Source organism: Adhaeribacter aerolatus, assembly GCF_007991635.1.
Classification (GTDB): domain Bacteria; phylum Bacteroidota; class Bacteroidia; order Cytophagales; family Hymenobacteraceae; genus Adhaeribacter; species Adhaeribacter aerolatus.
Genome location: NZ_BJYS01000029.1, coordinates 43,224 through 66,480 on the forward strand (window position 1 = coordinate 43,224; position 23,257 = coordinate 66,480).

Genomic DNA, 23,257 nt, shown 5'->3' on the forward strand with positions numbered 1-23,257 from the left:
TAATTAATGGCTAAATTAAAAACATCCTATTTTTGTCAGAATTGCGGAGCACAGTCGGCGAAGTGGATAGGGCGCTGCCCGGCTTGCGGCGAGTGGAACACCTATGTAGAAGAAGTGCTGCAGCGCGAAGATGTAACCACGGCCGGTTCCTGGAAATCGTCCAGTTCGTTACAGGTTGCGGCCAAGCCCCGGCCTATCTCGGAAATCAGTTATCTCGAAGAATCGCGCATCCAAACCGTAGACGGGGAATTAAACCGGGTATTGGGCGGCGGCATTGTGCCGGGTTCAATGGTGCTGATTGGTGGGGAACCCGGTATTGGTAAATCTACCCTGATGCTGCAGATTGCCTTGAGCCTGAAGAATAACCGGGTACTGTATATATCGGGTGAAGAAAGCGACCAGCAAATAAAAATGCGCGCCGAGCGCCTGGGGGCCAAACACCCCAACTGCTTTATTTTAACCGAAACCGGTACGCAGAATATTTTCAAGCAAATAGAACAACTGCAACCCGACGTGTTAATAGTTGATTCTATCCAGACGCTGCATTCTTCTTTTATTGAGTCGGGGGCCGGCAGTATATCGCAGGTGCGGGAGTGTACTGCCGAGTTGCTGAAGTACGCGAAAGAAAGCGGTACACCGGTTTTTTTAATCGGGCATATCACCAAAGAAGGCAACCTGGCCGGCCCCAAAATATTGGAGCACATGGTAGATACGGTTCTGCAGTTCGAGGGCGACCGCCACATGACTTACCGCATATTGCGTACCACCAAAAACCGCTTTGGCTCTACCTCCGAGTTGGGTATTTACGAAATGCAGGGCACCGGCCTGCGCGAAGTGAGCAATCCTTCCGAAATATTGCTCTCGCAGCGTGAAGAAAACTTTAGCGGCATTACCATTGGCGCTACTTTAGAAGGCAACCGGCCCCTATTAATAGAAGTGCAGAGCCTCGTCAGTCCGGCTACCTACGGTACGCCGCAGCGGTCTTCTACCGGTTTCGATGCCAAACGCCTGAATATGCTGCTGGCCGTACTCGAAAAGCGCGGCGGCTTTAAACTGGGCACGCAGGACGTGTTCCTGAATATTGCCGGTGGACTCAAGATTGAAGACCCGGCCATCGACCTGGCGGTTTGTGCCTCTATCCTGTCTTCGTTTGAAGATATTGCGGTGCCCAATACCACTGCCTTTGCGGCCGAAGTGGGTTTAAGCGGCGAAATACGCGCCGTAAACCGGGTAGACCAGCGCATTGCCGAGTCGGAGAAACTGGGTTTCACGGAAATTTATATTTCTAAGTTTAACGTGCGCGGCCTCGACCTGAAACGCTACGGCATAAAAGTACACGCCGTTAGTAAACTCGACGAGGTAATCAGCGGCTTATTTAGCTAATATTATCGGGTGGCCAGCTACCTGCCGGCGCTTAATTTTAGAAAGCTGCTCCATTGGGGCAGCTTTTTTTATTTATATATTTTGGATTCTCAATAATCGGTTTATTCCTGATTTTCCAATTTCTGGAAAACCAAATCAATCTTGTATTTAATTAAGTTTAATCATTTTTGTAAATTATTGCACCGCATAAAGAAAGTTATATTTTTTAAACTAAAACTGTGCGTTATTAATTAATTGCACTTATTTTTAAATCACAAAATTATATTCTGTTGGTATGAGAAAACATTTACTCCTTATTTCTTTTTTGTTGTTAGCAAATGTATCGTGGGCCCAGCGGGCCTTATTGCTTGGAAAAGTAACAAAACCAAAAAGTGATAGTATTCAGATTGGCGTCAACCCGAATCCGTTGAGTGCCCAGGAAGCGCAAAGCATTGGGAAGATTAATACCGAGGGAAGCTTTTCGATAGAGGTGCCGTTGAAAGAAGCTTCGGTGGTTGACTTTGTATACGAGGACGAATCGGTGAGCTTGTTTCTGCAGCCCGGCGATGAACTGGAAGCCCGGTTTACCGGCGGCAGCCTCATGAAATCGCTTAAATTTAAAGGCAAAGGCGCTTCTGAAAATAATTTCCTGCTGGCGTATAACCAGAAGTTCCTGGAAAATGAAGATTACCAGGTGCTGCCGGAAAATATTACTTTGAATGAGAAAAGCTTTATCGAGTTTCTGGATTTCCGGAAAGAAGACCAGTTGAACTTCTTCGAAAAACATACCGCTAAAAACCCGGTTTCCGATGCCTTCAAAAATTACATCCTCGCCGAAATAGAATATTCTTATGCCAACGACCGGCTTACTTTTAACGAGATGCGGACGAAGGTACTGGGCGGCCCCATTAAATTAACCGAAAATTATTACGGCTTTTTTAAAGATGTAAAACTAGATAATGCAGCGGGCGTGAAAAGCCACTCTTATTTAAGCTACCTAAAAAATTATATTCGTTTTCAGGCCACTGCCGCTAACCACCGCCCCGCCGATTTAGATTATTACGAGGCAATTTACAACCTGGCAAAAGCCAAGCTGGCCGGCGAGCCGCGTAATCTGGTACTGGCAAATGTACTGCACGAATCTATCCGCTATGGCTTTATTCAGTACACCAGCCGCATGTTCGACGACTTCGAAAAGCTGAACACCAACAAAGACCTGAATGAGTTTATCGCCTCGTCGTACAACACCGGCAAAGCTTTTGCGCTGGGTAGCCCGGCTCCCGATTTTAAACTCAAATCCAGCACTGGCCAGGAAATGACCATGCGCGATTTTAAAGGCAAATTGGTTTACCTGAACTTCTGGAACAGCAAATGCGGTTTGTGCCAACTGGATGTGCCTTATGCCATGGAACTTGAAAAAGAACTAGCCAACGAAAACGTGGTTTTTGTAAATATTGGCATGGATGAGAACGAAGGTTACTGGCGCGATGCCATTGCCCGCCGCAAATTGAAAGGCGTACAGTTATTCGGCGGTAACCAGGAGGCCATCACCAAAGCCTACAAAGTAGAAGATATGCCTTCTTACTTCCTGATTGATACCGACGGTACTTTTATCAGCACCAAAGCCAAGCGCCCGAGCAATGCCGGCGCCAAAGAGCAGATTATGCACGCTATGGAGAAATAGTACTCACAGTTTAATATATTTTGGCAAAGCCCGGCCGGTTTATTAAACCTGGCCGGGCTTTGTTTTTGCCGTGGTGTGTGGAACAATAATTTAAGTGGGGCTACTTTTTTGCGTAGAAGGTGTTTAGGATTTTATAAATTGGGGAATGCCGCTGCCCTGGTTCCGTGTTTTCACCAGCTAAATATTTTAGATGGGCTTTACGTAATACCTAGCGCTTCGACTAAATTGACAGATACGCGCATGTTGCTTATCTTTATTAAGTGAAAAAGAACAACGAGCCACTTGATTTCGAAATAGACAAGCTTACCAATTCTATAGAAAATATTGTAACCGGTGATAAATTTTCAACGGATATACTTGTTTTTACAAAGGCAGATTTAAAAAATATTACCAAAAAGAATGGGTGGGAGTTTAACTGGAAGCAGGAGTTTAAAGAAGCTAACCGAGACATCTATAAATTAACCATAGCAAATATCCCTCTGTTATTCAAGGACTGATAAGTTTGACTGAAAAAGAAGACCACATTTACTTACACCTTATTGAAAGCGCACCGTTTAATAAAGGAAGAAATAAGATGTACGCGGGTGTACCAGGAAACTTAGTGGCCTTTGCCTGTAAGTTGTCTTTTCACAGAGGTCATGATGGTTTTGTGTCTTTTTTGGCTAAATCCAAATTAATAGACCATTATCAGCAAACATTACAAGCCACCCATGTGGGCGGACATTTGATGGTAATAAATACGACGGGTGCACTTAAGCTTATTGATACATACTTTAGATCTTAATATTATGGGACATATAAAAGAACCACTGGATATTGATTTTACGGTTGATCCACGTCCTTTAACAGAAGAAGAACAGAAAGCAATCAGCAACTATATTCAAGCTGAGAAAGCTAAAAACAAGGCAGAAACAAAAAAAGGAATACTAAATCCAACAAAACCTGTACGGCAGGATGGGTAAAATACAAAACTAACCTTATAACTTTTCTATACCAATGTTGCGGGTTGAAGTAAGTGAATAGACGGTAAATTCATAATCTTTATCTACTATTTAGGATTTGCATATTTAATATGATAACCATTATTAAGAAAGGTGCAGATAATATCAATATTCAAAAAGCCCTTGAAAGTGTAAGCATTCGGAAAGGAGTAAATGCTTTCAAGTATTGCGGGAAAGTTAATTTAGAAAAAGAGCCGCTTACCATCCAGAAGAACTTGCGGAATGAGTGGGAATAGTCTTTTCATAGACACTAATATTTTGCTTTACCTCCTCCCTGGTAACGAACCCGTAGCAGAACTCCTAAGCCCGGTCGGTTTACTAAACCTGATCGGGCTTTGTTTTTAAGGCGCCGTCTAAAGGATAATTGAAGCAACGTACTTCTTTTTGCGTAGTTAATCTTAATTTTAGCTTTATTTTCGGGGACGCAACCGCCGCTAATTAATTTGCATGAGAAGTAGTATTACTGATGGGCTTAATTTATTATCGAAACTAACTTTGCGGCGAGCGGTAAACGTGGTGCAGGTAACCGGTAGTTACCTGCTTTCGAAAGTTACGAAACAGCCGCGTTTCTGGGGCAGCCCCATCAGTATTTCGTTTGAGCCAACTACCAGTTGCAATTTGCGTTGCCCCGAGTGCCCCAGCGGTTTGCGGTCGTTTACCCGCCCTACCGGTATGTTACCCGCTGATTTATTTAAACAAACCATCGACGAGCTGCACCAGCAACTGTGGTATTTAATATTTTATTTCCAGGGCGAACCTTACTTGCACCCGCGGTTTCTGGAACTGGTTGGTTATGCGGCCGGCAAAGGTATTTACACCGCCACTTCTACCAATGCCCATTACCTCACCGACGATAATGCCCGTCAAACCGTAGAATCCGGCCTGGACCGTATTATTATTTCGATAGATGGTACCACCCAGGACGTGTACCAGGCCTACCGGGTGGGCGGCCGCCTGGATAAAGTACTGGAGGGTACGCGTAATCTGGTAAATTGGAAGAAAAAATTAAAGTCGAAAAAGCCGTTTATTATTTTTCAGTTTTTGGTGGTCCGGCCCAACGAACACCAACTGGAAGATGTAAAAACTTTAGCTAAAGAATTGGAAGTAGACGATGTGTGGTTTAAAACGGCCCAGATTTACGATTATGCCCAAGGTTCGCCCCTGATACCTACCATTGATTATTATTCACGGTATCAGCACCAGCCAAACGGCACGTACACCATAAAAAATAAATTGCTTAACCATTGCTGGAAAATGTGGCACTCCTGCGTTATTACCTGGGATGGGTTGGTGGTACCCTGCTGTTTCGATAAAGATGCCGAACACCGCCTGGGCGATTTAAAAACCCAACCTTTTAAGCAATTATGGCGTGGAACTCCTTACCGGCAATTCCGTAAATCGCTTCTAAAGTCGCGGGGTGAAATTGACATGTGCCGCAATTGTACGCAGGGTACCAAGGTTTGGGGATAGCATGCCGCTGAAATATGGACGAAGGAAAAGAAGACAACAATATTGTACTGGTAACGGTGGCTACTTTTCCGGAGGCCATAGAAGCCCATATTTACCGTAATCGCCTCGAAGCCGAAGGAATTCCGAGCGTAATTGCCGATGAAAATATTATTAGCAACCAGCCCTGGCATTCTATTGCCTACGGCGGCGTAAAGCTGCGGGTGCGCGCCCAGGATCAGGAAAAAGCGTTGGCCCTGGTTAACGAAATCAGGCACGGTTTAATTGCCGAAACAGACGAAGGCGAGACTTACAAGCCGCTGACCTGCCCGGTTTGCAGCTCTCAGAATCTTAAACAGAAACAAATATCGGGTATCTGGCCACTGATAAAATCTATCTTATTTCTGTACCCAATGCGTACCCGTGTAAAATTAACCTGCTTAAACTGCGGCTACCGGTGGCGGCTTGAAAATTAATGAAGGATGATGCTGGAAATAAATAAAGCTTTTAGTCTATTATATAATAAGCTGGAGTTGTGGGTGCGGCATTTAATATTAATGCTGCCCAATCTGGTAATAGCGCTGGTAATGCTGGTTCTTACGTTTGTGGCAGCCCGGATTATCCAGAAAACCACCGAAAAACTGCTGCCCCGTTTTTCGCACAGTGTGGCTCTGAATAACCTGGTTTCCTCGCTGGTTTATACTGCCTCCATCTTAATCGGCATTTTCTTTGTGCTGAGTATTTTACAACTCGATAAAACGGTTACTTCGCTCCTGGCCGGGGTCGGTATTATTGGTTTAGCCCTCGGCCTTGCTTTTCAGGATATTGCGACCAATTTCATTTCGGGGGTAATTATTGCGGTACGCAAGCCTTTTGGCGTCGGCGACGTGGTGGAGTCGAATGATTATTTTGGAACCATTGAGCGGGTAAACCTGCGCACCATTGATATCCGGCGGGTTACCGGCGAGTTGGTAAAAGTACCTAACCGCAAGGTATTCGAAAACGTGATGGTTATTTATACCCACTACGGCATCCGGCGGGTAGATGTAAAAGGAAGCGTATCGTACGCCGAGGATCTGGAGCGGGTGCAGCAGTTAGTAAAAGCGGCTGTTGTAAATATTAAGGGCATGGTAGAACACAAAGACGTAGAAATGGTGTACGAAGAGTTCGGCGAAAGCTCGGTTAACTTCCTGGTGCGGTTCTGGATTCATTATAGCCGGCAGTTTGATTATGTATCGGCTCGTAGCGAAGCCATTATTAAAATCAAGAAGGCTTTCGACGAAAATAATGTGCAGATACCCTTTCCCATTCGCACGTTGGATTTTGCTATTAAAGGCGGCGAAAAATTGCGGGAACAGTTAAAGGTATTAAAAGAAGAGGGCAACGAAAACGGCCAGAATAATCGGGATAATAATAAAATATAAAAGCTGAAAGAACTTAATCTTTCAGCTTACTTATTATAATAATACCGTAAAAGTTTTACTTGTGTTTCTTATCCAGGTTCTTGCCCAGGTCCTGTACTTTCAGTAAAAACTCATCTACTTCGGAGTCGGCTAATGGACCATAAGAGTTAGAGATGGTACCCCGGGTGCCGTCGTTGCACTCAATGGCGTATAAAATAGACATATCGTCGGGGTTACTTTCACCCTCAAACCGGTAAAAGTCTACAATTCTAACATCTTCTACCCCATAGCTCTTTTCGGTGTCATCAATAGACTGGAGGCGGTTATCGCATACCCGAAAGTTTTTCTTAAATCCATCACGGTTTAGCTTGGCCTCTACATTAATTAGTGTTCTTTCTTCTTCTTTGTCTTGCATAGCAGTATATTTTAAAGCGTCTGATTCAAAAATAGTATGGCTACTATACGTAAAAACCCGTAAGAGTTAAGTAAAAGCCCGCAAAAAAAATAATTTCCCGGCTATCGCTCCTGGTTTATTAAACGAAAGTGCTTCGGAATAGGCGAAGCAAAAAGAAATATATTCTCCCGCGGGTATAAAGGAAATTATGGTTACTATTTAAAAGGTTCTGCTTTTTAAAGCGGCCGTTGTATGGCTATTAGTAATAATCGTTTACTTGCCCGCCGAAGTCTTTATTTGTTTATCTATTTTACTAAAATCGATGGTAGAGCAGGCGCCGCAACCTTTGGCACAGCCGCTTTTGCTTTTAAAGCTGTTATAAACCAGCCGGGCCACGTAAGCAGCCGCGGCAATAAAAAGCAGAAAAATGATTAGTTGCTGAATCATGATGCTTTAATAACTACTTCAAAGAAATAAAAGTTTACTTTTCTGTTTTGTTCCAGTATTCGCCAATGAGGTTGCTTACTTCGTCGTGTACCAGGCCGTTGGTCGCCAGGGTTTCTTTGCCAAAAACCGGGTCACCGTTGCTGCCGTCAAATAGGGTCACCCGTCCGCCCGCTTCTTGCACCAGCAGTACCCCGGCCGCTACATCCCAGGGTTTCAGGTTATACTCAAAAAAGCCCTCAAACCGGCCAGCCGCTACATAAGCCAGGTCGGCGGCTGCTGAGCCTAAGCGGCGTACCCCGTGCGATTTCGCCATAAAGGCACCCAACATTTGCAAGTATACCTGCAGCAAACCAAAATCGGTGTACGGGTAGCCGGTACACATCAGGCCATCTCGGAGGTGCTGTATTTTAGTTACCGCTAAACGGTTCCCGTTCAAAAAAGCGCCGCCGCCCTTCGTGGCGTAAAAGCATTCGTCCTGGTTTATTTCGTACACCACACCCAGTACTACCTCGCCTCGTTCCATTAACGCAATGCTGATGCAGAAAATTGGCAATCCATGAATAAAATTGGTGGTGCCATCCAGTGGGTCGATAATCCAGTTGTAAATATCATGTTTATCCTGGGCGGTGCCTTCTTCGGTAATGTAACCGGCGTCCGGGAATATTTCTCTCAGGCCCGCTACTATTTGCTCTTCGGCCGTTTTATCTACGTACGATACCAGGTCGTTTACGCCTTTATGTTCTATTTTGCCGGGGTCAAAAGATTTGCTCTCGGTCCGGATAAAGGCACCGGTTTTTTTGGTGATGGCAATTACCTGGTCGCACAGTTGGGTTAAGTTCATAGTTTTATATTTAACGTATCATCTGTAAGGGTTAATACCTTTCCGGAGTTTGGGCGCAGCTTTGGCAATATACCAGGCCCGCAAGGCCAGCATTATTACAATAGGCAATACGGCCGGATGAAAATCCTGGGGAAATATTTTCCAGATTAAAGCAATAATGACCAGCAATACCGAAAAAACCAGGTAATAATTTTTAACAAACGGCGATAGCTGCCGGCGCAGCAACATAAAAGCCAGCGGCAGGTGCAGCGGAAAAGCCCACAGTACATTTAAATTATTCCCGAAAGTCTGGTGGTCGGTGCCGAACCACAAAAAGGTTAACAATATTCCTAAAAGTCCGGCCAGGCCAAAAAGCAAGACATCTATTCCGTGACTGGCCACTTTTCTTCTTATCTTCCAGAAAGTAATAAGGGCGATTATTGCGCACAGAATCCAGAAAAATATTGTGGGGGTAAATTTAGTTGGAACGGCGGGCGGGGCCGTGGCTTTATACACCTGCTTTACCTGGCTTACCAAAGGCCGGGCCCCTGTTTGGCCGCCGGCCTGGGCCGGTTGGAACAACGATGTTACCTGGGCGGGTGCAAAGCCTTCCATTAAAAAGTCAGGTAAAAACATTTGCTGCAGCGGCGTAGCCAGTTTGTCGGCGGGCAATCCCATGAGTAAATCAATGCCTAAATCTACCCAGGGGTGCGGGCGCTGATAAATATCTACCAGTTGCCGAAAAGTTGGGGCTTCGGGCTGGGGCTTGTGTTTAAAATCTAAATTGTTGCCTAATCCGGTCATGAAGACATCGCGGATGCGAGTAGCGCAATTGTCGTAGAAAAAATCGTAGAAATATGCCCGGTTTTGGGGCAGGTAATTATTCTCTAAAAAATTAAATACCTTCTGCTTTTCGGCGGGATTTAAACTAAAAACCTGCTCGTAAACCGACCGGTTCTCCCGGATGGCGCCTTGTTTCAGGTTTTCGTAATAATTAATGGAAAGCTGGTAAGGCAACTTGCCCCTTATAAATTTTACGTAAAAGTTAGGGGTATTAAAATCGAAGGTACCGTAATTAAAGACAATATCGAGGGCCTGAGCTGGGTCGTAAACCCGAATGGCGCTGTGCCCATACATAGAATATAGTTCCTCGCCGGGCGAGACGGTAATTAAACTTATCTGGGCCTGCGGCGACAAATCCAAAGCTTTGGCCGGATTGACAAGGCCCGAAAAGAAGCATAAGATAAGCCATGTTAGGGTATAGCAAAATGCTTTAATGTGCATAGGTAATTTCTTTTTATTTATCGGTGCCTTCCACCACAATTACAAATTCCCCTTTTATCGCTTTCTGTTCAAATGCCGCCAGTACTTCGGTAAGGGTGCCGGTTATGGTTTCTTCGAAGAACTTTGTTAGTTCCCGTGACACCGAGACTTGTCGCTCTGGTCCTAAATATTCGGAGAACTGGGTAAGCGTTTTAAGCAGCCGGTGCGGCGATTCGTAAAATATCATGGTGCGCTCTTCGGTGGCGAGTTGTTGTAAGCGGGTTTGGCGGCCTTTTTTCTGAGGCAAAAATCCTTCGAACGTAAACCGCTCGGCACTAAAACCGGATTTCAGCAGGGCCGGTACAAAAGCCGTTGGGCCGGGCAAACACTCAAACTTAATATTATGCCGGAGGCATTCGCGCACCAGCAAAAAGCCAGGATCTGATATACCCGGCGTACCAGCATCCGAAACCAATGCCATTTTTTCGCCTTTGCCTAAGCGTTCAATTAAGTGGGCTACGGCTTTATGTTCGTTGTGCAAATGATGGCTGTGCATGCGTTTATCAATGCCTAGGTGCTGCAGCAATTTGCCGCTGGTGCGGGTATCTTCGGCCAGTACGGTATCTACTTCCTTCAATACCCGAATGGCCCGAAGGGTAATATCCTCCAGGTTGCCAATGGGCGTAGGTACTAAATATAACCGGGTTTCCTCGTCTGCTGACATGGCTCAAAGGTAAATAATTAAGACGTGAGATAATAATGAGCCAACGCCTGATATTTAGATAATATTATTTCAGGCGATCTGTTTCGAATCGCGGATTAATTAATATTTATATTCTCAAAAACTGGCTAAGCCTTTAAGGTATATTTGGCAGCTATTTTGTCTATGGCTTCGGCCAGCCGGTGGTCGCGTACCGTTACGGTATTGCCGGCATCGTGCGTGTATAATTCTATATCTACTTTATTATACACATTGGCCCACCACGGATGATGATCTATTTTTTCGGCCACCTCGGCTACTTCGGTCATAAAAGCAAAGGCTTCTTTAAAATTTCTGAAGGTGAAAGAACGCTTCAGTTTATTGTCTTCTTCCTGCCACATATTTTGGGTTGTTTATAGTGTTGAGATATTTTCCACCTCCTTTTATTTCGGTTCTCATACGTGTCATTCAAGAGGAAACTTGTTGACTACCTGCTAACAAGGTCCCTTCTGGATGACAGGAGAGCGTTGGCTAATCGCTTAATTTTTACTTTTACGTAAAATCGATCACAGTTTTAACCTTTAACTTTCAACTCATAATTTTTAACTTTATTCTTGCCAATCTAGTTTTAACAAAGAAACGCCCTGGTGCGGCAACGATATATTTAAAGCTAACGCGCCGTTTTTTGTTTTATGCTTCTGGGGTTTGCCCATTGTTTGTAGTTGGCCGGCTTTTTCGAGTCGCGCAATTTGTTCGGTTGTCGGATTTTGCGGAGAGCCCATTTTCAGCCAGGCACTATAGGAATTACTATGTTCCTGGTCGATACGGTAATGTGTTAGGGTTACCTTTTTAGCCGGTATACCGGTAATATTTATGCTTACCGGCACGGCTGGCGTGGGCACATCCAGGTCGTGGTAATTCCAGACCATAACAGCAGCAGTTTGCCGGTCTTTGCTGGCTAACGCATTTACATCGGGTTGTGCGCCTCTTATACTTTGGTCGCGAACGGTTAAGTAATCATAAGCCAGGTTGCCGCTTACTCCTACCCTATTCCCGCGCATCATGCCGAACATCCGGAATACATTTAACACCGGTTTATCTACGCCGTTCGTAGCCAAATCGCGGAACCCGTAAAACCAGGGCTGCTCCTCAAACTCGAAAGACCATGATACGGCTCCTTTAAAATTAATACCAAAATGATCGGCGAGGGCATATTTGCGGGCAAACGAAGCCGCCGTATAACTGGCGTACATGGTACCGTTGCGGTAAGCATTTTCGGGGTTGGTTTGCATGCCGCAGGCCGCGCAACCTTCCGGGTCCGATTCGCCGATAATAATAGGCAAATTTATAAGTTCGGGGTAAGAAGCTACAATCTCAAAGCCTTTAGAAATATCGCGAAGCTGCCGGCCCATGTCCATGCGTACCCGGCCATCCACCAGACGAGGCGCGCCTTTAGCATGGTAAGCAATAAAATCTAAAGGGCTGCCTTTCTGGCCGGTTACATAATTGGTGCCGCGTAAACAATGTTCTAAAAAGGTTTGCAGGAATTTGGCGCCCCGGCTACCGGCTGGACCGGTAACGTGCGGGCCGCCTATTTTTGCCGTAGGCAAAGCTCTTTTTACCGCATCGGCCGAGTAATCGTAGAGTTTGCAATATTCTTCTACCGTGCCGGACCAGTATGGGCTATCGGGTTCGTTCCATAGTTCCCAATACCAGGTTTCTACTTTTTCTTTGCCGTAGCGTTCTACGGAGTGCTGTACCCAGGCATACACCAAATCAGCCCATTTTTTATAATCTTTGGGCGGGTAAGTCCAGCCGGTGTATATTTTTTCGTACGGCTGGCCGGGTTGCCACGTATGCCGGTAAGGTTGCGGTTTAACCGATAAGGCTTCGGGCATAAACCCCAGTTGGGCCAGCGGCCGCATACCCCGCTCCACGTAAGTATCCATTATTTTATCTACAATCGTCCAGTTATAAATTGGGTTGCCGTTCTGGTCTTCGGTGTATGCATTGGTAGAACCCCATTTTAAGGCGGGTGTGCCATCGCCGGAAGTAAGCAGATTATGCGCCCGTACGTATACCGGCACCGGACTTAAAGCCGCTAATTCCGAAAGTAGTTTTTTCCCATCTTTCATGTAAGTATAGTTGGGCTCATCGTAACCAAACCACGCCCATACCGGGTCCATGCTGCCTTTTTCCTGGGCTAAATTTACCTGTATAGTTACGGATTCGGGGTTTTGATTATTTAACGCGGTTTGGTTCTGACTCCAACTGGCCAGCGGCAGAAAAATGAATAAATAATTGTACCAAACCAAAAGTTGTTTTTTCATATGCTACAGGAGAATTGAAAATTTGCCGCCTTTTTCCGGAACTAAGAAAAGAAAATTGTACGCGTAAAGTTTGTAATTAACGTACCGGTAATGTATTTCGGGTAAGATAGCAAAAGATAGCAGAATAAAGGAGAAATAGGTAGCGTGAGGTACTTGTTGGAAATATTTATCAATTATTTGGGCTAAATACCGGATTGGACATAACCAGTATAATAGATGGTCGTATAGAATAGCCTTTTAATATTAAATGCGCCGTTAATTGTTTATGCTATGGAAAAGAAACCCTCATCGGTGCCCGATCAGCATCAGGCCGAGCAGCCGGGTAAAGAGCACAAAATGAACCCGGAACCGGAAATAATCCGGAAAAATTATAAAGGAAGTGAAAAGCTAAAGGGCAAGGTAGCCCTGATTACCGGTGGCGACAGCGGGATTGGCCGGGCGGTAGCAGTACATTTCGCCCGCGAAGGTGCCGATGTAGCCATTGTATATTTAAACGAGGACAAAGACGCCCAGGATACCAAAAAGATGGTAGAAGCGGAAGGCCGTAAATGTTTGCTGTTGCCCGGCGACCTCCGCGAGGAGGAGTTCTGTAAAAACATAGTACAAAAAGCGGTTAAAGAGCTGGGTAAGTTAAATATTCTGGTTAACAATGCGGCCGAACAGCACGAAAAGGAAGAGCTGGAAGAAATAACCGGCGAGCAACTCGAAAAAACTTTCCGCACCAATATTTTCTCGTTCTTTTTTGTAACGCAGGCCGCTTTAAAACACCTGCAAAAAGGCGATGCTATCATTAACTCTACTTCGGTAACTTCTTTCCGGGGCAGCAGCCATTTAATAGATTATTCGGCTACCAAAGGCGCCATTACTACCTTTACCCGCTCTTTGTCGCAAAATCTGGCCGGTAAAGGCATCCGGGTGAATGCGGTAGCCCCCGGCCCCATCTGGACACCCCTGATTCCGGCTACGTTAGAAAATGTAGAAGACTTTGGCAAGAATACGCCGCTCGGCCGTATGGGACAGCCTTCTGAAGTAGCGCCGGCGTATGTTTTTTTGGCCAGCGAAGATGCCTCTTATGTTACGGGGCAGGTGATACATGTAAACGGCGGGGAATTGGTTGCGGGTTAAAAAATTAAACCTCGCAAGCCGAAAATGAGTACAAAACAGAAATTGCAACTCTCGTGTAATTATAAACCTCAAATTAGTAAATTAATACAGCAATAATTAAGAAAGTTATGGCACCAGTAAAGAATAGCGAAAGACGTGTTCGGGTTATTGAAAGCAATACCGACTATGAAGAAATGCAAGCCGGTCACATTATTCCGGGCGCTGATCCGCCAAAGAACGACCATGCCCGGGGTGGTTTTGGCGACCGCGACGGACGCAATGGTTTTGGCACAGATACCGGTGATGGTGCCACGGCTATTTCTATAAACGAAGACACCGCAGATCCCAACGGGCATACCGATGGCTTGCAAATTAGTTCGCAGTTAAACGCCAGAACTGCTGTAACCAGCAAACTGGGTGATGACGATGATTTAGACGAAGAAGATGATTTGGACGATGTGGACGTAGACGATATCAGCGACGATGATATTGATGATACTGATTTTGACGACACCGATTTTGACGATGATCTGGACGATGATTTGGATCTGGACGAAGATTTAGACGAAGACGAGGACGACGATTTATAACCTTAAACAGGAGGAGAAAGAAATATGCCTTATAAAAGCAATTCAACCAACAAGCAGTCAAAAGAAAATACCGGTGATCCGGCTGGACGTGGCCAAAGCAAGGGCGGCGTAAAACCGGTAAGCCCCGATAGTGAAGACGAACTGCACGAAAGACTGCGGGCCGAGTATACCGATGGCGTAGATGAGCCAACTATCGACACGAAGTTGGGTAGTCACCCGAACCGGAACACAAACAAACCAAAAATTGATAAACCACCTTACGGATAAAAGTTATTGCTAGTCCGAGCGTAAAAAAGGCTCCTGTCGTAATTGGCAGGAGCCTTTTTTTGTGCGCTCCGGAGAATGCAGTCTAAAATTGTAACATCCTCCTGTATTTGAATAAGGTCAGTTATATTATAATATGGGAAATGTTACAATTTAGTTTAGTTATTAAATATAAAAAATGTCAATTAAAATTAATATAGTTTAAAAACTTGCTTTTGCTGTTAGAATATAAATTGCTAATGAAACAGATCTTCTAAAATTACTAAATTGGTTTATTAGAATAGAATAGTGGTTGTGAGCGACTATGTTATACGTTAAATTGTATAATAATTATATAAAAAATTTAACATAAACAACAATCTTTAAATTTTATAATTATTTTTTATAGGAGATTATTGGATGTGAATAATTAAATTTATATTGCGTGCATAAATCCAATTTATACGAAAAGTATAAAATAAGGTTTGGGTTAATGGTATTGTTTTAAGCTTTAAAAATTGAAATATAAATTTAGTGAATAGTAAAAAGGAGGGTGTATGAAAAAAAATCTACAATTAATTAAGAGGCAAACCAAGAGCCTGCTCCTATGGGGCTTGCTGGTGCTGCTAAATTTTAGCTTGACAGATGCGTTCGGGCAGGACGATAAGACTACTTTGCCTACCGGGCACGATGGGCCTTGGTATGAAATGTCTAAGCCTGGATGGAAGCAAGAAGGGTTGGAAGAGGACTTTGGCTTTGATTTAAATGGTTCTACCGATGGCACATCTGCTAATTTTGATTCTGCAGAAGATTATATATTAGTAAGTTTTGAGACTAAGCCAGGGATTTTACCAAATGAATTAAGCTATCAGATAAATCTGCAGAACGATTGGATGAATTTAGAACTAAGTGGGGAGTTTGTAGTTCAGGAATCAGCAGACGGCGTTAATTTCTCGAATCTAAAAACTTTTGGGCCTAATGGAACAACATTGACCAACATTGAAGGCGGCATGAATTTTATTCATAAACTTAGTGCTGGCACAAGATATGTACGCTTTAAGTATAATGATGCTGGACTTGATTTTCAATCAGTGCAGTTAGATGCCATTCGGTTAACTGAATTAGCAGGGCCAGAAATTGAGATAACACAAGGTAATACAAACTACACAAGTAATATCAGTGCGTATGTTTTTCCTACTCAAAATCAAAATACCTTGAGTAGTGCGGTTACATTTAAAATTAAGAATAATGGAACGGCAGATCTGGTTTTGACAAATAACCCTTTTATTAACATTATACCAGGTAGTAACACGCAAGCTAAGGAGTTTCAAGTGGATATTAGCCAACTTTCTTCAATTATTGCTGCTGGTGGTGAAAGTGTTTTTACTGTTACTTTTGCTCCAGTTACTTTTGGATCGAAAGCTGCCACTTTAATCATAGTAAATAACGATTCGGACGAAGGGAATTTCTCGATTAAATTGGAAGGTAATGCCAAGATATTTGCCCCGGCTAACATCACAATAAACCCAACGGCAGGAATGATTGGTAGCACGGTTATTATAAACGGCTCCAATTTATGGAATACTTCTGAGGTAGCATTTAATGGCCCATTAGATGGCAATGGTAATCCTACTTTAGTGCAAGCCAGTTGGAGTAGGGTTAGTGATAATGAGGTTACAGCTATAGTCCCGGCAAATGCTACTACGGGCCGCATAAGAGTTTCGACGGCTGCAGGTTTTGCTGAAAGCTCTACCTTTACAGTAAATCCACAGCCCGCCCCAACTATTACTGGCTTTAATCCTGCTCAGGGAAAAGTTGGAACAAGTGTAACTATTACCGGAACCAATTTCAAAGGGGCAACTGTAGTTCAGTTTGGCTCTGTTGGGGCTTCAATTAATGTGAACACTGATGGTACTGAAATTACAACTACAGTTCCAAGTAATGCAAGCACTGGCAAAATTTTTATAAAAACACCTGGTGGTGAAGTAACCAGTACAACGGACTTTGAGGTTTTACAAAACCCTGTTATTAGCAGTATCTCTCCTAATAATGGTCCTGTGGGTTCTACAGTAACAATTTATGGTTCTAACTTTGTAAATGGTAATACAACGGTTTACTTTTATAAAGATGCGTTAAACTCAGTAAAAGCTACTTCTATTACTTTTGTGGACGCTGGTGAGATAAAGGCGGTAGTTCCGGCAGGAGCCGTTACCGGACCGATAAAAGTAGAAACTAAAAATGGTACAACCGTAATTGGTACTTCTAACAACAGCGAAACCTTTACTGTATCTGTACTTGCGCCAAGCATTAGCTACATAGCTTTAACAACTACTGGGCCACCTGTAACATCTGCAAAGCCAGGAGAAAGAATTTTTATTAATGGCCAAAATTTAAAGAACCCTTCTTTAATAACATTTAATGGTGTAGCGGCTACTTCTTTTGGTAATGCTACTCAGGATGGCACTAAGATTACCGCTGTTGTTCCGGCTACTGCTAGTACAGGTCCTTTAAAAGTAACGGTTTCTGGTATTACAACTACTTATGATAATTTTATTATAACTGTTCCTGCTCCTACCATAAAAAGCTTTTCACCAGCATCAGGTAAAGTCGGAGAACAGGTGGTGCTTACAGGAACAAACTATACGGCAAACACTATTGTAACCTTTAACAACACACCAGCTACAAGCTTAATAGTAAATAGCTCAACTCAAATAACTGTTTTGGTACCAGAGGGAGCTACTTCAGGTTTTATAAGAGTTGCTAATTCTGGAAGTAATACCAATAATAGTAGTGCTACTCCATTTGAAGTAATAATTCCTAACACAACTTATACCTGGAATGTGGGCTCGGGCAACTGGACTGACCCTAATAGTTGGGACCCAGTACGGAATAGCCCAACAACAGCAGATATTTTAATATTTGATGGAAGTAAAACTTCTAGCCCATTTGTTGATATAGATTATGTTAACTCGCAAACAATTGGTCAGATTAGATTTACAAATAGCGTAAAAGCGACGCTTAAGGTTGCAAATGATAAAATGCTAATTTTAGATAATAGCGTTGCAGGAACAGACTTTTTGATTACCGCAGGAGCTGCAGTAAACATTACCAATTCCGTAGCTGGTGCAAAATTAGAAGTTGTTATTACTAATGGAGAGACAGGGACAGTTGCTGGGGAACTTGTACTGAAAGGAGATGCCGGTTCTGCTGCACACAAAATCTTAGCAGAAGGTAGTGACGGTTTGTTGTTTCAAAATAATGGAAAATTTGTTACAGGTATAAATTTTTCTGGCAATCCATTTGGAACTACTAACTTAAACTCCGTGCGCTTTACTGGTGGGGCTACCCTGATAAACGAAAGTGGTGGTTCACCTTTTGGGGCAGCTGAACCAAATTCAGTACTTATTTTTGATCCGGGAAGTTACTATCAGCATACTGGAAATACTGCTCCGGATTTAAATAATCGTATATACAGTAACTTCGAAGTAAGTAATGCTGCCTTTTCACAAACAGTTGCAGGTACAGGTAATTTAACGGTTAATAACCTTACAGTTACCAGTGCAAATAATTTTGATATTAATTTAAGTGGTACAATTTCTATTAAAGGCGATATTACTGTAACAGGTGGGGCTTTAAACTTTAACCCGGCCGCTGCTAATAACATTAATATGAGTGGAAATGGAACTAGAATTATCTCAGGATTTGGAGAATTATTTTTAGGAAATAATGCCCGCTTAAATGTTCCTTTAGGAATTGTGGTTGACCTTAAGAAGCAAATTTCTGGTTTTGGAAATGTAATAGTGGATGGGTCTATTAAGACCAATGTTGTGGAAGGATTTGCAGGTGGTGCAGCAACTGCTTTAAACAGCGGCGTAACACCTACCTTAAATCCAGGTTCTATCATCGAGTACTATGGTTTAGGAGTTCAAACAATTAGTCCAATTAAGTATGCTAACCTAACTATATCAGGTAATCGTAACGGCAATACTATAACTCTTGGTGCTGGTACTATAAAAGTGTCCGAAGCATTTACAAATCCAGCGTTAAATCTTAGTTATGCGGCTACTGACAACACCGTAGAATTTAATGGCGGTGCACAAATTATACCGGTTCTTCCGTATAATAGCTTAACAGCATCTGGTTCAGCTGGTAAATCTCTGGCCGGAAATATTCAGGTGAACGGCAATGTGAATGTAATTGCAACTACCATTAACACGGGCGCTAATAGAATTATTCTGAATAGTGCAGCTACTATTAGCGAAAGCCAGACCAGTTATGTAATAGGCAAAGTGGAGGCAACCCGGAATGTAACAGCGGGCGCAACGCAAAACTTTGGCGGGGTAGGTCTTACCCTGGCGCCAACGGCGGGGAGCTTAAGCCCTGGTAATACTACTGTCGTGCGGTCTACCGGTATAGGAAGTATTAAGCTTAACGAAGAAAGACAAAGCATTGCCCGGGTGTATGACATTACGGCCGCTAATAGCAGCGACTTAAATACGGCTATCACCCTTAAATATGCGCCAGCCGAATTGTTAGCAGGCCAGGACGAAGCAAAACTGAGCATGTATAAAAAAGCCGGAGAAGATCCTTGGCTGGAGCAGGTAGGAAATTATGTGCGAACTCCTGTGCAGCGAACTATAACGCTGTCCGGTGTAACAGGTTTCTCTTCCTGGACGTTGGGCGAACAGGCCACCATTCTGCCGGTTGAGCTGCTGGAATTTACTGCCACCCGCAATGGTCAGACAGTGCAGCTAAACTGGGCCACGGCTATGGAAAAAGATAATAAAGGTTTTGAAATTCAGGTTTCTACCGATGCTAAAAACTTTGAAGTGGTAAGTTTTGTGAATTCAAAGAATAGTAATTCAACAGCAATTCAGAAGTACAACTATGTTGATAACAAGACGAAGCCGGCTGATGTGCTGTACTACCGACTGAGACAGGTCGATTTCGATGGAACTGAAACGTACTCAGCGGTTAAAGCGGTAACTTATAATAATGAGCATATTGCCATAACCGCAAGCGCTTATCCCAATCCATTTGATGACAGTTTTACAGTAGTAGTTAATGCCGATGCTCAGAAAATTGCCAGTTTAACTATTACAGATGCCCTGGGCAAGAAAGTAATGGAGAAAACCGTTACGCTAACAAAAGGGTCGAATGATATTAAATTTAACCTGGGCAGCCAATTCCCAGCCGGTATTTACATTATTAACTTAACAACCAATAATTTTCAGCAGCATCTGAAGATGGTTAAGAGATAAACGAATTTCATACGCAATGTTTAAAGGGGGAAGCCGATGGCTTCCCTTTTTATTTTTGCCGATATTGCCTATGCCAGTAACACTCTCTCTCCTAAACCTTATTCCATCAATAACCTGGCTCAAGCGTATGCTTGGGCCTTTCCTGCTTCTCTACGGCAGGCAAATCGAGCCATTGGGTATAATCTCCAAATTTAGATACAGATGAAAGAAGGCTGGAATGGCTGAACATTTACCAAGAAAGAACGCTGTTATACAAGCAACTATTTAGGGTAAATAGCCGAAAGCAGTTTCCTGAGTTTAGCTTTAGCCCAGCTTGGATTGCGGGAGCCTTTATCTTATTGGGTGAATTTCAATCAGTCGTTTATTTTGGCCATTAATCTGGTATTTTAACGGATAATCCGGCAGGAGTAAGCAGGTATACTTAATAAACGAATCACCTTGTAAAATAGTTAAAGAGCTGAAATGAGAGTAGTTAAGTTGCACTTGTCGAAAGAACTATAACTGTGTTGCTGCTATATTGCTGGTAGAGCCATAATAGCTCCTAAGACCAATCCAGGACGGCATAACTCTTTTTACTACCCAGTTGCTAAAATAAATTATTAGTGCGATTGTAGCATTTAGGGTAGCTAACCATCTTCATTAAGCTATAAAGGCTATTTTTAAATTGTGCATGTCTTTTAAGGGACTTAGTATTTAAAATAAAATTTCAAATTGCCTTCCAATACGCATTGCCAATGTTCTTTATTTCGAAAATTCTGAAATTCGGGCAAATAGCTATTTATCAGAGAAGAATATTTATTGTATTGTTCTAAAATAATTTGGCCTCAGTATTTATGCTATTGTTACGAATGAAGGCGATTTATAAATATTTTATTTCCTAAAACGTTATTCATCAATTAGATAAGCCTTATATTTGATGAATATATGTTAATAATGCATGTTACGGGAGAGGCAACATTGTCCTTTGGTATATATATAGATTATAATATGTTTGTATAATTAAATGATAAAGCAATGAACACTAGAGAAATTTTAAGTAAGTCAATAGCCTGGATATCCTGTCGGGATAGAGAAACGGCTTTGCCTGCCTATGAGGTCTCTAATGTGTTGAACTCTTTAAACGATTCTTTCTTTAGCCATTTTACCGGTTTGGAAGTAGCTGAAGGCGGAGAGATTCGGAGTTATTACCGTTGTGGCGGACAGGCCGTTGCCGATTGTATATTAAAAGAAGATCTTTTGCATGTAACGGCACCCGAGGAGGTATATTTCCTAACCCAGGTTATCCTGAATACGCTGGATACGGAGCCGGATCGTTTTCATGACATGTTTGATATACCTGGTCTGGAAATGGAAGAATGGGCCCGCTTAGCTGGATTAGCGCAATATTTAATAGCAGAAGGTTGGATTGAGTCCAAAGCCGGAGAAGAAAGGCTTCTGATAAAACTTACCATCGAAGGCGAACTTTATCTGCGCAATAACAATGCCTTATCTTGTTAATTTAGATTAGACCATAGTCAGTTTTGAGCTGAAAATGTTAGGTTGCTGTTCCAATATTTGGAACAGGTATTATCGGCTTCAGAATAATTTTAAGTGGTAAAGCTATAAAAAGCTATATATTTTTCTTTTCTGTAACTAATTATCCGCTTTCCTCCCACCTATTTTTGGGCGCATTCCAAAATTTGGAATTGTCTTTTTGCGATAATTCCAACGCTCTCTGTTTACAACTTCGTATAAAAATACTTATATAATTGCCGTGCAATCCGCCATTTAACGTGTGCCCTGCGTGTATTCTAATATAGAAGTTCAAAATAAGCGTTATAAAATTTTCTTGGTTTTTGTCAACTGAATTTTGTAATAATTGTATTATTAAAGGTTTTTACTTGCTAGCTTGCGTAGATAATCTTTAATCAAATAGAACAAATCTTAATACTATTATATATATTGTTGATAATCAACCAGTTATAGGTAAGCAATATTGTGGCATGAGTTTAGTATATAGTTATTTAGCTATATTAAATAAATAAACGAATGTTACGTATTCATTTACCTTCTATAACGGTTATTAAAGCCGCACTAACCAGGCTATTGGCTGCCTCCCCTGCTATATCCTTTTCATTAGTTCCGGTTACAGCTATAACCCTAACCCTAACCTCAGTAAATATTTATAGTAGATCATTGTCGGATAAAAATTTCAGGCAGACAATCTAATCTCCGCAAATTGCTGCCGGCCGTTCTGAGTTGCCCGCTTTTTGCTGTGAGAGAGATGATTAAGGCCTAATCATTCTAAATGACATCTTCTCTGATTTGGATGTAGCATTAGCCTAAGTGTCTGACAAGGTTCTGGTGGAGAATACAGATGGACACAGTGAGGGCTAGACTTTTATCAGAAAATAAATAAGAAAAATAGGGGGCAAATGCCCCGCATAAGATTATAAAGCCATTATGATACGGTTAAAAAATATCGATTATACCCGTTACTCGCCGGTACAATTACGCGGGAACAATAATTACTACGTTTACACCATAGATAAACACGAAATTTTTGAAGATGCAGAAGATAAATATTATTTTTTCTGCCATCCTTTAACCCGCGGTGGAGAAGCAGACTTCCGGAAAACGGTGGTGTTACCTAAATGTGCCATTGTGCCAATTCCTATTTGTCTGTAGGTCTCAATACTTTCTTAGTATTTTGGGCGGGATGACACCGGTTTAACGGCGGTCATCCCGCTTGCATTTAGGAGTGCCTTTAAAAGGATATATTTGATGCCGGATAGGTTAAAATAATTTTTGTTCCGCAACTACTATATTGTTACAAATACGGTACTTTGTTCATTTGTATTGGTTTGAATTCTGCTGACCATTAGGATATTACTAACGCTAGTGGCTTTAGAGTACTAGGCTATTAATGTTACCAAAAGAATTGGATTGTCCTTTTAAATATATATAAATAGATTTATGTTTGCGCAGTTGAAAAGATAAAGAAAGACCAGGTTGAAGGTTTTAGGTTCTTTTGCCAATTTAATATAGCTAAAAAATACCTTTACGCTTCAGGTGAGCCTGGCGTAATTGCCTTACGTTTGCTTTTCTGGTTTATAGGATTCTGTAATAAGCCTGAAATATATTTTTATAGGTGTACCCAAGATTGATATAATTCTGTCTCGGATACACTTTATAAAAATCCTTTAATCGCCGTTGCTTCTTTAATTCCG

At 42.6% G+C, this 23,257-nt stretch carries 22 protein-coding genes; 15 read left to right on the plus strand and 7 right to left on the minus strand.

Annotated elements, in window-relative coordinates:
- The first annotated feature begins 6 nt into the window (after positions 1 to 6).
- The 9 genes from radA (at position 7) to AAE02nite_RS18295 (ending at position 6,917) form a co-directional block, all read left to right on the plus strand.
- Positions 7 to 1,383, plus strand: coding sequence for a DNA repair protein RadA (gene radA, locus AAE02nite_RS18270; protein ID WP_146901071.1), 1,377 nt, complete (start codon positions 7 to 9; stop codon positions 1,381 to 1,383).
- Between the two features lie 274 nt (positions 1,384 to 1,657).
- Entirely contained in the window at positions 1,658 to 3,046 is a 1,389-nt protein-coding gene (locus tag AAE02nite_RS18275) for a TlpA family protein disulfide reductase (protein ID WP_146901074.1), read from the plus strand.
- Positions 3,047 to 3,306: 260 nt separating this feature from the next.
- Positions 3,307 to 3,543, plus strand: coding sequence for a hypothetical protein (locus tag AAE02nite_RS26735; RefSeq protein WP_246151141.1), 237 nt, complete (start codon positions 3,307 to 3,309; stop codon positions 3,541 to 3,543).
- A gap of 5 nt (positions 3,544 to 3,548) precedes the next feature.
- Positions 3,549 to 3,830, plus strand: a complete 282-nt coding sequence (locus tag AAE02nite_RS26740) for a hypothetical protein (RefSeq protein ID WP_246151143.1) — start codon at positions 3,549 to 3,551, stop codon at positions 3,828 to 3,830.
- Between the two features lie 4 nt (positions 3,831 to 3,834).
- Positions 3,835 to 4,008 (plus strand): hypothetical protein, encoded by a 174-nt coding sequence (locus AAE02nite_RS26360; protein WP_170252640.1) that lies wholly within the window; start codon positions 3,835 to 3,837, stop codon positions 4,006 to 4,008.
- 110 nt (positions 4,009 to 4,118) lie between these two features.
- On the plus strand, positions 4,119 to 4,283 hold the full coding sequence (locus AAE02nite_RS26365) for a hypothetical protein (protein ID WP_170252641.1): 165 nt from the start codon (positions 4,119 to 4,121) through the stop codon (positions 4,281 to 4,283).
- A 211-nt stretch (positions 4,284 to 4,494) separates the two neighbouring features.
- Entirely contained in the window at positions 4,495 to 5,517 is a 1,023-nt protein-coding gene (locus AAE02nite_RS18285; protein WP_146901079.1) for an SPASM domain-containing protein, read from the plus strand.
- Positions 5,518 to 5,531: 14 nt separating this feature from the next.
- Positions 5,532 to 5,969, plus strand: coding sequence for a putative signal transducing protein (locus tag AAE02nite_RS18290; RefSeq protein WP_146901084.1), 438 nt, complete (start codon positions 5,532 to 5,534; stop codon positions 5,967 to 5,969).
- A gap of 6 nt (positions 5,970 to 5,975) precedes the next feature.
- A complete protein-coding gene (locus tag AAE02nite_RS18295; protein ID WP_246151145.1) occupies positions 5,976 to 6,917 on the plus strand; it encodes a mechanosensitive ion channel family protein in 942 nt (313 codons plus the stop codon).
- Positions 6,918 to 6,972: 55 nt separating this feature from the next.
- Here AAE02nite_RS18295 and AAE02nite_RS18300 read toward each other — a convergent pair whose 3' ends face one another.
- The 7 genes from AAE02nite_RS18300 to AAE02nite_RS18330 form a co-directional block, all read right to left on the minus strand.
- The gene (locus tag AAE02nite_RS18300) at positions 6,973 to 7,311 is read right to left on the minus strand and encodes a hypothetical protein (RefSeq protein ID WP_146901087.1); all 339 of its coding nucleotides are present in this window, start codon (positions 7,309 to 7,311) and stop codon (positions 6,973 to 6,975) included.
- Positions 7,312 to 7,563: 252 nt separating this feature from the next.
- Positions 7,564 to 7,737, minus strand: a complete 174-nt coding sequence (locus tag AAE02nite_RS18305) for a FeoB-associated Cys-rich membrane protein (protein WP_146901090.1) — start codon at positions 7,735 to 7,737, stop codon at positions 7,564 to 7,566.
- Positions 7,738 to 7,771: 34 nt separating this feature from the next.
- Complete coding sequence (locus AAE02nite_RS18310; protein ID WP_146901093.1) at positions 7,772 to 8,578, minus strand: inositol monophosphatase family protein; 807 nt, start codon at positions 8,576 to 8,578, stop codon at positions 7,772 to 7,774.
- Between the two features lie 18 nt (positions 8,579 to 8,596).
- Positions 8,597 to 9,841, minus strand: a complete 1,245-nt coding sequence (locus tag AAE02nite_RS18315; RefSeq protein WP_146901096.1) for an Lnb N-terminal periplasmic domain-containing protein — start codon at positions 9,839 to 9,841, stop codon at positions 8,597 to 8,599.
- Between the two features lie 13 nt (positions 9,842 to 9,854).
- Entirely contained in the window at positions 9,855 to 10,544 is a 690-nt protein-coding gene (gene rsmI, locus AAE02nite_RS18320; RefSeq protein ID WP_146901099.1) for a 16S rRNA (cytidine(1402)-2'-O)-methyltransferase, read from the minus strand.
- Positions 10,545 to 10,669: 125 nt separating this feature from the next.
- Positions 10,670 to 10,921: a 4a-hydroxytetrahydrobiopterin dehydratase gene (locus AAE02nite_RS18325; protein WP_146901102.1), complete on the minus strand. Its 252-nt coding sequence runs from the start codon at positions 10,919 to 10,921 to the stop codon at positions 10,670 to 10,672.
- 207 nt (positions 10,922 to 11,128) lie between these two features.
- Positions 11,129 to 12,850, minus strand: coding sequence for a GH39 family glycosyl hydrolase (locus AAE02nite_RS18330; protein WP_146901104.1), 1,722 nt, complete (start codon positions 12,848 to 12,850; stop codon positions 11,129 to 11,131).
- A gap of 270 nt (positions 12,851 to 13,120) precedes the next feature.
- On the opposite strand from AAE02nite_RS18330, the gene AAE02nite_RS18335 reads away from it, so the two are divergent.
- The 6 genes from AAE02nite_RS18335 (at position 13,121) to AAE02nite_RS18360 (ending at position 22,715) form a co-directional block, all read left to right on the plus strand.
- Positions 13,121 to 13,975: an SDR family oxidoreductase gene (locus AAE02nite_RS18335; RefSeq protein WP_146901107.1), complete on the plus strand. Its 855-nt coding sequence runs from the start codon at positions 13,121 to 13,123 to the stop codon at positions 13,973 to 13,975.
- A 107-nt stretch (positions 13,976 to 14,082) separates the two neighbouring features.
- The gene (locus AAE02nite_RS26490; protein WP_146901110.1) at positions 14,083 to 14,544 is read left to right on the plus strand and encodes a hypothetical protein; all 462 of its coding nucleotides are present in this window, start codon (positions 14,083 to 14,085) and stop codon (positions 14,542 to 14,544) included.
- Positions 14,545 to 14,568: 24 nt separating this feature from the next.
- Positions 14,569 to 14,811 (plus strand): hypothetical protein, encoded by a 243-nt coding sequence (locus AAE02nite_RS18345; protein ID WP_146901113.1) that lies wholly within the window; start codon positions 14,569 to 14,571, stop codon positions 14,809 to 14,811.
- 533 nt (positions 14,812 to 15,344) lie between these two features.
- Positions 15,345 to 20,048, plus strand: a complete 4,704-nt coding sequence (locus AAE02nite_RS18350; protein ID WP_146901116.1) for an IPT/TIG domain-containing protein — start codon at positions 15,345 to 15,347, stop codon at positions 20,046 to 20,048.
- Positions 20,049 to 21,062: 1,014 nt separating this feature from the next.
- Entirely contained in the window at positions 21,063 to 21,545 is a 483-nt protein-coding gene (locus AAE02nite_RS18355; protein WP_146901119.1) for a hypothetical protein, read from the plus strand.
- Positions 21,546 to 22,490: 945 nt separating this feature from the next.
- The gene (locus tag AAE02nite_RS18360) at positions 22,491 to 22,715 is read left to right on the plus strand and encodes a hypothetical protein (protein WP_146901122.1); all 225 of its coding nucleotides are present in this window, start codon (positions 22,491 to 22,493) and stop codon (positions 22,713 to 22,715) included.
- Positions 22,716 to 23,257 lie beyond the last annotated feature (542 nt).

Coding starts and splice junctions, on each gene's coding strand:
- AAE02nite_RS18310 (WP_146901093.1), bottom strand. CDS start 8,578: ATGAACTTAACCCAACTGTGCGACCAGGTAATTGCCATCACCAAAAAA.
- AAE02nite_RS26490 (WP_146901110.1), top strand. CDS start 14,083: ATGGCACCAGTAAAGAATAGCGAAAGACGTGTTCGGGTTATTGAAAGC.
- AAE02nite_RS26360 (WP_170252640.1), top strand. CDS start 3,835: ATGGGACATATAAAAGAACCACTGGATATTGATTTTACGGTTGATCCA.
- AAE02nite_RS18350 (WP_146901116.1), top strand. CDS start 15,345: ATGAAAAAAAATCTACAATTAATTAAGAGGCAAACCAAGAGCCTGCTC.
- AAE02nite_RS18285 (WP_146901079.1), top strand. CDS start 4,495: ATGAGAAGTAGTATTACTGATGGGCTTAATTTATTATCGAAACTAACT.
- AAE02nite_RS18275 (WP_146901074.1), top strand. CDS start 1,658: ATGAGAAAACATTTACTCCTTATTTCTTTTTTGTTGTTAGCAAATGTA.
- AAE02nite_RS18325 (WP_146901102.1), bottom strand. CDS start 10,921: ATGTGGCAGGAAGAAGACAATAAACTGAAGCGTTCTTTCACCTTCAGA.
- AAE02nite_RS26365 (WP_170252641.1), top strand. CDS start 4,119: ATGATAACCATTATTAAGAAAGGTGCAGATAATATCAATATTCAAAAA.
- AAE02nite_RS18290 (WP_146901084.1), top strand. CDS start 5,532: ATGGACGAAGGAAAAGAAGACAACAATATTGTACTGGTAACGGTGGCT.
- AAE02nite_RS18360 (WP_146901122.1), top strand. CDS start 22,491: ATGATACGGTTAAAAAATATCGATTATACCCGTTACTCGCCGGTACAA.
- radA (WP_146901071.1), top strand. CDS start 7: ATGGCTAAATTAAAAACATCCTATTTTTGTCAGAATTGCGGAGCACAG.
- AAE02nite_RS18300 (WP_146901087.1), bottom strand. CDS start 7,311: ATGCAAGACAAAGAAGAAGAAAGAACACTAATTAATGTAGAGGCCAAG.
- AAE02nite_RS18335 (WP_146901107.1), top strand. CDS start 13,121: ATGGAAAAGAAACCCTCATCGGTGCCCGATCAGCATCAGGCCGAGCAG.
- AAE02nite_RS18330 (WP_146901104.1), bottom strand. CDS start 12,850: ATGAAAAAACAACTTTTGGTTTGGTACAATTATTTATTCATTTTTCTG.
- rsmI (WP_146901099.1), bottom strand. CDS start 10,544: ATGTCAGCAGACGAGGAAACCCGGTTATATTTAGTACCTACGCCCATT.
- AAE02nite_RS18295 (WP_246151145.1), top strand. CDS start 5,976: ATGATGCTGGAAATAAATAAAGCTTTTAGTCTATTATATAATAAGCTG.
- AAE02nite_RS18315 (WP_146901096.1), bottom strand. CDS start 9,841: ATGCACATTAAAGCATTTTGCTATACCCTAACATGGCTTATCTTATGC.
- AAE02nite_RS18355 (WP_146901119.1), top strand. CDS start 21,063: ATGAACACTAGAGAAATTTTAAGTAAGTCAATAGCCTGGATATCCTGT.
- AAE02nite_RS18345 (WP_146901113.1), top strand. CDS start 14,569: ATGCCTTATAAAAGCAATTCAACCAACAAGCAGTCAAAAGAAAATACC.
- AAE02nite_RS18305 (WP_146901090.1), bottom strand. CDS start 7,737: ATGATTCAGCAACTAATCATTTTTCTGCTTTTTATTGCCGCGGCTGCT.